This window comes from Sandarakinorhabdus sp. (genome assembly GCF_031422795.1).
In the GTDB taxonomy this organism is placed as follows: domain Bacteria; phylum Pseudomonadota; class Alphaproteobacteria; order Sphingomonadales; family Sphingomonadaceae; genus Sandarakinorhabdus.
In genome coordinates, this window is sequence record NZ_JANPML010000259.1 from 1 (window position 1) to 8,514 (window position 8,514).

The window sequence follows — 8,514 nt, forward strand, 5'->3', positions numbered from 1 at the left end:
CCTTCGACGTCGGCAATCGCTGCGCCGGCCGGACCAATGGCGGCCAGGCCGCGTGGGCCGCAATCGAGAAACGTCGTCCGCTTCATGAAATCCACCACCGACAGGCCCGACGCAAAGCGCGCGCGCCGGCCGGTGGGCAGCACATGATTGGGGCCAGCCAGGTAATCGCCGGCGGCTTCCGGCGTGTGGCGACCCAGGAACACGGAACCGGCGTGGCGCATCTGCGCGAACAGCGCATCGGGGTCATCCACCATCAGTTCGGCATGTTCCGGCGCCAGCGCGTCAAGCAGTGGAAGCGCATCGGCCAGTGCAGCGATCGTGATGACAGCGCCGAAATCCCGCCATGAGGCACCGGCCACGGCGGCGGTGGGCAGCGTTTCGAGCTGGCGGGCGACCGCTGTTTCCACCGCGCCCGCTTCGGCGGCAGAGGTGGTGATCAGGATGGATTGCGCCACCGGATCATGTTCGGCCTGGGCCAGCAGATCAGCGGCAATCCATTCCGGGTTGGACTTGCCGTCAGACACGATCACCACTTCCGAAGGCCCCGCCACCATATCGATGCCGACCATGCCATAAAGCTGGCGCTTGGCCTCGGCGACAAAGGCATTACCCGGCCCGGTGATCACATCCACGCGCGGGATGTGCGCCGTGCCAAAGGCCAGCGCCGCCACCGCCTGCGCGCCGCCGATGCGGAACACGCGTGACACGCCGGCCACCCGCGCCGCGGCCAGCACCAGCGGGTTGACGATTCCATCAGGGGTGGGCGTCACCATGATCAGATCGCGCACCCCGGCGACCACGGCGGGAATGGCGTTCATCAACACCGATGACGGATAGGCGGCACGGCCACCCGGCACGTACAGCCCGGCCGCATCAACCGGTGACCAGCGCACACCGGTGCGCACGCCGGCAGCATCGACAGCGTCATTGCCCTGCGGCTTCTGGCGTTCGTGGAAGGCCCGAATGCGGGCGGCGGCCATATCGAGCGCGGCGCGCAGTTCAGGGGTAAGCCCAGCCAGCGCCGCATCAAGATCGGCGGCGGGAATTTCCCAGCCTTGGCCATCAAGATCGAAGCGATCAAACTTGGCGGTGAGTTCGGCCACCGCTGCGTCGCCCCGCGTCTTCACATCAGCGATAATGCCGGCAACGGTGGCCGACACGTCGGCGGCATCGTCGCGCTTGGCATCAACCAGCGCAGCAAAGGCGGCGGCGAAATCCGCCTGCCGTGCGTCAAGCCGCTGCGGCATCGCCATTTTCCGTGAGTTCGCGCATGGCATCAATGATGGCGACCACGCGCGCATCGGTCTTGAAGGCGGCGCGGTTGGCGATCAGGCGGCTGGTGACCTCAGCGATCACTTCGACTTCGACCAGGCCATTTTCGGCCAGCGTCTTGCCGGTGGAAACCAGATCGACGATGCGGCTCGACAGGCCGACCAGCGGTGCCAATTCCATCGCGCCATTCAATTTGATCACCTCGGCCTGCAGGCCGCGCGCCGCAAAGTGCCGGCGGGTGAGGCCGGGATATTTGGTTGCCACCCGCACGTGGCTCAGCCGCGACAGATCAGGGTCGAGCGCCGCCGGCTGCGCCACGCTCAATCGGCAATGGCCGATGCCCAGATCAACCGGCGCATAGATTTCGGAAAAATCGAATTCCATCAGCACATCATTGCCGGCAATGCCAAGCTGCGCCGCGCCAAAGGCCACGAAAGTCGCCACGTCGAAACTGCGCACCCGGATCACCCGCACATCGTCGCGGCTGGTGGCAAAGGTCAGCTTGCGGCTGTTCTCGTCGGTGAAATCGGCTTCCGGCACGATCCCGATGCGCGCCAGCAACGGCAGCGCCTCTTTGAGGATGCGGCCTTTGGGAAGCGCAATGATCAACGGTGTCGTCATGATACGGCGCGGCATAGCGCGGTTGGCACCGAAATGCCAACGCGGCAGATCAGCCGCGCAGCAACCGGATGATGCCGGAAAAATCCTGTCCGCCCGAACCGTTGTTCACCAGCAACTGGTAGAGCGCCTCAGCCTGCGCCCCCATGGGCACGCTGGCACCTGCCCCCTGCGCCGCCGCCATTGCCAGTTTAAGGTCTTTCAGCATCAAGGCGGCCGCAAAACCGCCCTGATAGTCGCGGTTGGACGGCGCGGTCGGCACCGGGCCGGGGACGGGGCAGTAACTGGTCATCGACCAGCTTTGCCCGCTGGCCTTGGACGAAATGTCGAAGAAGGTCTGCGCCTCCAGCCCCAGTTTCTCGGCCAGCACAAAGGCTTCGGCGGTGGCGATCATGGTGGCGCCCAGGATCATGTTGTTGCAGATCTTGGCGGCCTGCCCCATGCCCGCGCCGCCGGCGTGGATCACGGCCTTGCCCATGTTTGCCAGTATCGGTTGCGCCATTGCGAATGCAGCATCCGGCCCGCCAACCATGAAGGTGAGCGTGCCGCCATCGGCTGCCGCCGTGCCGCCCGATACCGGCGCATCGACCATCGCCAACCCATGCGTGGCGGCGGCTTCGCCCACGGCCTTGGCAGTGGCGACATCGATAGTTGAACAATCGATCAACACAGCGTGCGGCTGGGCGGCGGCGAACAATTCGCCTTCATAAGCGGCGCGCACGTGGGTTCCGGCGGGCAGCATGGTAATGATGACATCGGCACCCGCTGCGGCATCGGCAGCGCTGCTGGCCGCCGTCGCCCCGCCCGCCGTGACGCGTGCAAGGGCTTGCGCTGACAGGTCAAACGCCCAGACTTCGTGGCCGGCCTTGACCAGATTGAGGGCCATGCCGCCCCCCATGTTGCCGACCCCGATAAAGGCGATGATCATCCGTTCCGCTCCCACATGGTTCGCGCTGCACTTTTGACACTTTTGACGCATCTGGCCGGTTTCCAGCCGCCCGCCTGTCTCATGCCCGGCCCGTTGCCGGGGCCCCGGTAACAGTCGGGATGGGCATCATCATGGCAGGCGTTGCCGCAGTAGGACAGACGGTTACTGCCCCGTCCAGTTGCCGGGGCGTTTTTCCACAAACGCGGCCATGCCTTCCTTCTGATCGGCGCTGCCGAACAGGCCGTGAAACAGCCGGCGTTCGAAGCGGACGCCCTCTTTCAAGCTCATCTCGAAGGCGGCTTCGATTTCTTCCTTCACCGCGATGCTGGCCAGCGGCGCCATGCCGGCGATGGTTTCGGCGAGCTTGAGCGCTTCATCAAGCAGCGTTTCAGTCGGCACCACGCGCGCCACCAGCCCCGAACGCTCGGCTTCGGCGGCGTCCATCATGCGACCGGTCAGGCACATTTCCATGGCCTTGGACTTGCCGATGGCGCGCACCAGCCGCTGCGAACCGCCCATGCCCGGCGTCACGCCCAGCTTGATTTCCGGCTGGCCGAATTTGGCATTCTCCGCCGCAATGATGATGTCGGCCATCATCGCCAGCTCGCAGCCGCCGCCCAATGCAAAGCCCGACACCGCCGCGATCCATGGCTTGCGGGTGGCGGTGACATGATCATAACCGGCGAAGAAATTGCCGCCATACATCTGCGCAAAGCTCTGGCCACTCATTTCCTTGATGTCGGCACCGGCGGCGAAGGCCTTTTCGCTGCCGGTGATGACCAAGCAGCGCTGCGCCGCATCGGCATCATAATTGGCGAAAGCGGCGATCAGATCAGCCAGCACCTGGCTGTTCAGCGCGTTCAGCCCCTGCGGGCGATTGAGGCGCACCAGCGTGACGGCGCCACGTTGTTCAACCAGGATGGTTTCATAGTTCATGAGTCTATCCCATTGTCGGGATGACAAACGCCGATCCCCCGTCCATGCCGCCATCGGGCCAACGCCCGGTGACCGTCTTGCGCTTGGTCCAGAACTGCACGCCTTCCATGCCATGCTGGCCGATGTCGCCAAAGGCGCTGCGCTTCCAGCCGCCAAAGCTGTGATAGGCCACCGGCACCGGAATCGGCACGTTGACGCCGACCATGCCGACATTGACCCGCGCCGCGAATTCGCGTGCGGCGTGGCCGTTGCGGGTGAAGATGGTGACGCCATTGCCATACTGATGCTGGCTGGGCAGGGCCAGCGCGGCTTCGAAATCGGCGGCGCGCATGATTTGCAGCACGGGGCCGAAAATCTCCTCGCGATAGCTCTGCATGTGCGGGTGGACATGATCGAACAGCGTCGGCCCGACGAAGAAGCCGCCTTCATGGCCCTGCAGGGTGAAACCGCGGCCATCCACCACCAGCTCGGCGCCTTCATCCACCCCCATCTGGATGTAGCTCTCGATCTTCGCCTTGTGGGCAGCCGTCACCACCGGGCCGTAATCGGCTTCGGGATCAGTGCTGATGCCGATGCGCAGCTTTCCGATCGCCGGCAGCAGCTTGGCGCGCAGGGCGTTGGCAGTGTCCTCACCCACCGGCACCACCACCGGCAGCGCCATGCAGCGTTCGCCCGCCGAACCAAAGGCCGCGCCAGCCAGATCGCGCACCACCTGATCCAGATCGGCATCGGGCATCACGATGGCGTGGTTCTTGGCCCCGCCCATCGCCTGCACCCGCTTGCCGCGCGCGCAGCCGTTGCTGTGGATATACTCGGCCACATCCGAAGACCCGACGAAGCTGATCGCCGCGATGTCAGGATGCTGGATGATGGCGTCCACCATCTCCTTGTCGCCATTGACCACACTGAAGATGCCTTCGGGCAGGCCGGCATCGCGGAAAATCTCGCCCAGCAGGTGCGGCAGGGTGGGATCGCGTTCCGACGGCTTCAGGATGAAGGCATTGCCGGTGGCGATGGCAACGCCGGCCATCCACATCGGAATCATCGCCGGGAAATTGAACGGCGTGATGCCCGCCCCGATGCCGACAGGCTGGCGGAAAGCCCAGATATCGATCCCCGGCCCGGCGCCGTGCGTAAACTCGCCCTTCAGCACGTGCGGGATGCCGCAGCAGAATTCGATCACTTCCAGCCCGCGCTGAATGTCGCCGCGCGAATCGGCCAGCACCTTGCCATGTTCGGAACTGAGCACGCGGGCCAGTTCATCCATGCGGGCTTCGACCAGTTCCTTGAACTTGAACATCACCCGGGCGCGGCGCTGCGGATTGGTGGCGGACCAGGCCGGCTGCGCAGCGCGGGCCGCGGCAACGGCCTGTTCCAGCAGATCGGCGCCGGCGAGGCGGACTTCCGCCTGCACCTGGCCGCTGTTGGGATCATACACCGGGCTGGTGCGGCTGCCGGCGGCCACGGGCGATCCGGCGATGTGATGGTCGATGATGCGCATGAAGGGTTTCCTACTCCGGCCAGCCGACCGGTGCCACCCACAGTTGCATCAGTGCTGGTGGCCCTCGGGCCCAAACCCTTCTGCCAATGCCTGCCGGCAGTGTTCGGCGCCGGTTTCCACCTGCAACGTGGCATGGCCAATGTGGAAACGATGGTGCAGCGCGTGGGCAATATTGGCCAGCGCTTCGTCGCCGGGATGGCCTTTTGGCATCACCAGATGCGCCGTCAGCACCGCGCCGGTCGTGCCCTGCGGCCAGATATGGAGATCATGCACCGCTGCCACGCCGTCCAACCCGGTGAGCCAATCGTTGACCGCACCCGGCTCGATCCCCGGCGGCACCGCATCCAGCGCCAGCGCCAGCGATTCGCGCAGCAGGCCCCATGTGCCGCGCAGGATAACAGCCGCCACGGCCAGGCCCAGCACCGGATCAACCCACGTCCAGCCGGTCTGGCGGATGACAAGCCCACCCAGCACGACCGCCGCCGACACGCCGGCATCAGCCAGCATGTGCAGATAGGCGCCGCGCACGTTCACATCACCCTTGCGGCCGCGCATGAACAGCAGCGCCGTGCCGGTGTTCACGAAGACGCCGACCGCCGCGACCAGCATCACCACTGTGCCCGACACCGGCAACGGATCAGCCAAACGATGCACCGATTCGAAAATGATGCCGCCGCAGGCCGCGAACAGGATCAGCGCGTTGGCCAGCGCCGCAAGAATGGGGGAGCGGGTGAGGCCCCAGGTGTAGCGCGCGCTCGGCGCACGGCGGGCCAGGGTGAGCCCACCCCAGGCAATCAGCAGCCCAGCGACATCCGATAGATTGTGCCCGGCATCGGCCAGCAACGCCATCGAATCATACCAAAGCCCGGCAAACGCCTCGATACCGACATAGGCAAGATTGAGCACCACGCCGATGGCAAAGGCGCGGCCGAAATCCGGCGGGGCATGGCTGTGGCCGTGGCCATGGTGATCATGGCCGCCCAGCGGGTGGCTGTGGGCGTGGCTGTGCATGGCGGTGTTATGGGGTTTGGGGGCGGGGGTGTCGAGGGGGGCACGGCCGGCGGCAAAGCCGCCGAGTCCGTTTGGGGTGCCAAGAAGGAAAGAAGGCGCGTGGCAAAGCCACGCCGTCAGTCGACACGAAAAAGGCGACCCCGAGAGATCGCCTTTTCGGCCGCTGGCCGTTCTGGTGCCTGTCGGCGCGCGGAGCGCGCGCTCGCGGCACTGCGAATGACTGGAGCGGGTGAAGAGATTCGAACTCTCGACTTCAACCTTGGCAAGGTTGCGCTCTACCCCTGAGCTACACCCGCTCGCCGGTCATTGAGGAGGGGGCCTCTAGCACCGTGGGCTTTGAACTTGCAAGCCCCTTTTTCCTGCGGCCTGTGCGAAACCGCCGTCTTGGCAAAACCCCATTGCCAACCCCATATGGGTGAAAGTCAAAAAGCCCGGAGCATTACCCTTGGCCAGCATTCCCAACCCTGCCGCCGAAAAGGCCAGTATCGAAGCCTTCCGCCACGACGTGATCGAAGCATCGAAGACGGCGTTGGTGCTGGTCGATTTCTGGGCAGAATGGTGCGGCCCGTGCAAGACGCTGGGTCCGGCATTGGAAAAGCTCGTCGCCGCCCGCGCGCCCAAGGCGCAGCTGGTCAAGATCGACGTCGACAAGAATCAGGCGCTGGCCGCCCAGTTCCGCATCCAGTCCATCCCCACCGTCTATGCCTTTCTGGATGGGCGCCCCGTCGATGGTTTCCAGGGCGCGCTGCCGGAAACCCAGCTGGCGCAGTTCATTGACAAGCTGCTGGTGGGCGTGCCGGCCAGCGCAGACGAAGCCGCGCTGGAAGAACAGATCACCCAGCTGATCGGCGCCGCCGACGAGGCCACGGCTGCCGGCGCGCATGATGATGCCATCGCCATGCTCGGCGCGGTGGCCAATGAAATTCCCGAACGCCACGACCTTGCCGCGCGACTGGCGCTGGCGATGCTGGCCGCTGGCCGCAGCGAGGAAGCCGCCGCCGTGCTGCTGCAGCTGCCTGCCGACAGCAAGGACGAGCTGGTGATCCGCGCCCGCGCCGCGCTGGCGCTGGCCGCCGAGGCCCCGGCTGATGACGAACTCGCGCAGCTGGTTGCACAGGTGACCAGCGCCCCCGATGACCACGCTGCCCGCTTCGAGCTGGCCAGCGCTCTGGCGGGTCGCAGCGACCGCGATGCCGCCGCCGAACATCTGCTGGCCATCATCAAGGCCGACCGCGCGTGGAACGAAAACGCCGCGCGCGAAAAACTGCTCACCATGTTCGAAGCCGCTGGCCTGGCCGACCCGTGGAGCATCAAGACCCGCGCCGCCTTGCGCGCCATCTGGTTTGCATGAGTACCAAGGCATGATCGACAGCGAAGCCCTGGAACCGCTGCCGGCCGCCGTGCCGGTGTTTCCGCTCACCGGCGCGGTGCTGTTCCCGCGCGGGGTGCAGCCGCTCAACATCTTCGAACCGCGCTATCTGGAGATGGTGCGCGATGCCATGGCCGCCACCGGGGCTGCCAATCGCATCATCGGCATGGTGCAGCCCAAGGCGCAGAGTGCGACGCCGGGCGAGCCGCCGATCCTCTACACAGTGGGTTGCCTCGGCCGGATCACCGAATTTCAGGAAACCGACGATGGCCGCATCCTGCTCGCGCTGGTTGGCGTCAGCCGCTTCCGAATCGGGGCAGAACTGCAGCGCGACACGCTCTATCGCCAGGTGATGACCGATTATCACGGCTTTGCCGACGACCGGGACGAGGAAGACGCGCTTGATGCGACCACCCGCGCCGGGCTGGAAGAGGCGTTGCGCCCCTATCTTGATGCCCGCGGGCTGGCTGCGGATTGGGAGGCCGTGCAATCGGCCGACGATGAGGGGCTGGTGACGGCCCTGTCGGGCGCGCTGCCCTTCGACCCTGCCGAAAAACAGGCGCTGCTGGAAGCCGCAACCCTGTCGGCGCGGGCAAACACGCTGGCCGCGCTGATGAGCTTTGCCGTCGGGCCCACAGGCTTCGGGAGTGGCTTCGGTGGCGGCAGCGGCGGCAGTGGCAGCCTGCAATGAGCGGTTCCGCGCTCGATCCGCGCCTGCTCGCCCTGCTGGTCTGCCCGCAGACCAAGCAGCCGCTGCGCTATGACCGGTCCGCCCAGGAACTGGTCAACGACACCGCCGGCATCGCCTATCCGATCCGCGACGGCGTGCCGATCCTGCTTGCCGATGCCGCCCGCGAATTTCTGCCGGCGACGGGGTGA

Annotated in this window: 9 protein-coding genes and 1 tRNA gene; 3 read left to right on the forward strand and 7 right to left on the reverse strand. The window is 65.9% G+C overall.

The annotated features are described in order from the left end of the window. The 7 genes from hisD to RMO81_RS09350 all read right to left on the reverse strand — a co-directional run. On the reverse strand, window positions 1–1,247 hold a 1,247-nt coding region (gene hisD, locus RMO81_RS09320), incomplete at its 3' end, for a histidinol dehydrogenase (protein ID WP_310475573.1). Beyond that, entirely contained in the window at window positions 1,231–1,893 is a 663-nt protein-coding gene (gene hisG / locus RMO81_RS09325) for an ATP phosphoribosyltransferase (protein ID WP_310475563.1), read from the reverse strand. The genes hisD and hisG, both read right to left, overlap by 17 nt. A 49-nt stretch (window positions 1,894–1,942) precedes the next feature. Beyond that, on the reverse strand, window positions 1,943–2,869 hold the full coding sequence (gene mmsB / locus RMO81_RS09330; RefSeq protein WP_310475564.1) for a 3-hydroxyisobutyrate dehydrogenase: 927 nt from the start codon (window positions 2,867–2,869) through the stop codon (window positions 1,943–1,945). A 111-nt stretch (window positions 2,870–2,980) separates the two neighbouring features. After that, window positions 2,981–3,754, reverse strand: a complete 774-nt coding sequence (locus tag RMO81_RS09335) for an enoyl-CoA hydratase (protein WP_310475565.1) — start codon at window positions 3,752–3,754, stop codon at window positions 2,981–2,983. 4 nt (window positions 3,755–3,758) lie between these two features. Next, the gene (locus RMO81_RS09340) at window positions 3,759–5,255 is read right to left on the reverse strand and encodes a CoA-acylating methylmalonate-semialdehyde dehydrogenase (RefSeq protein WP_310475566.1); all 1,497 of its coding nucleotides are present in this window, start codon (window positions 5,253–5,255) and stop codon (window positions 3,759–3,761) included. A 48-nt stretch (window positions 5,256–5,303) separates the two neighbouring features. Next, complete coding sequence (locus RMO81_RS09345) at window positions 5,304–6,266, reverse strand: cation diffusion facilitator family transporter (protein ID WP_310475568.1); 963 nt, start codon at window positions 6,264–6,266, stop codon at window positions 5,304–5,306. A 221-nt stretch (window positions 6,267–6,487) separates the two neighbouring features. After that, window positions 6,488–6,562, reverse strand: a tRNA-Gly gene (locus RMO81_RS09350). A gap of 149 nt (window positions 6,563–6,711) precedes the next feature. Here RMO81_RS09350 and trxA point away from each other — a divergent pair. Genes trxA through RMO81_RS09365 form a run of 3 tightly spaced genes read left to right on the forward strand, consistent with a single transcriptional unit; the run spans window position 6,712 to window position 8,514 of the window. Continuing rightward, window positions 6,712–7,617 carry a thioredoxin gene (gene trxA, locus RMO81_RS09355; protein WP_310475570.1) on the forward strand — a complete coding sequence of 302 codons (906 nt, stop codon included), beginning with the start codon at window positions 6,712–6,714 and terminating at the stop codon, window positions 7,615–7,617. Window positions 7,618–7,627: 10 nt separating this feature from the next. Further along, a complete protein-coding gene (locus tag RMO81_RS09360; RefSeq protein ID WP_310475571.1) occupies window positions 7,628–8,326 on the forward strand; it encodes an LON peptidase substrate-binding domain-containing protein in 699 nt (232 codons plus the stop codon). Next, entirely contained in the window at window positions 8,323–8,514 is a 192-nt protein-coding gene (locus RMO81_RS09365) for a Trm112 family protein (protein ID WP_310475572.1), read from the forward strand. The genes RMO81_RS09360 and RMO81_RS09365 overlap by 4 nt, the downstream gene beginning before the upstream one ends.

Coding starts and splice junctions, on each gene's coding strand:
- RMO81_RS09345 (WP_310475568.1), bottom strand. CDS start 6,266: ATGCACAGCCACGCCCACAGCCACCCGCTGGGCGGCCATGATCACCAT.
- RMO81_RS09335 (WP_310475565.1), bottom strand. CDS start 3,754: ATGAACTATGAAACCATCCTGGTTGAACAACGTGGCGCCGTCACGCTG.
- hisG (WP_310475563.1), bottom strand. CDS start 1,893: ATGACGACACCGTTGATCATTGCGCTTCCCAAAGGCCGCATCCTCAAA.
- mmsB (WP_310475564.1), bottom strand. CDS start 2,869: ATGCGTCAAAAGTGTCAAAAGTGCAGCGCGAACCATGTGGGAGCGGAA.
- RMO81_RS09365 (WP_310475572.1), top strand. CDS start 8,323: ATGAGCGGTTCCGCGCTCGATCCGCGCCTGCTCGCCCTGCTGGTCTGC.
- RMO81_RS09360 (WP_310475571.1), top strand. CDS start 7,628: ATGATCGACAGCGAAGCCCTGGAACCGCTGCCGGCCGCCGTGCCGGTG.
- RMO81_RS09340 (WP_310475566.1), bottom strand. CDS start 5,255: ATGCGCATCATCGACCATCACATCGCCGGATCGCCCGTGGCCGCCGGC.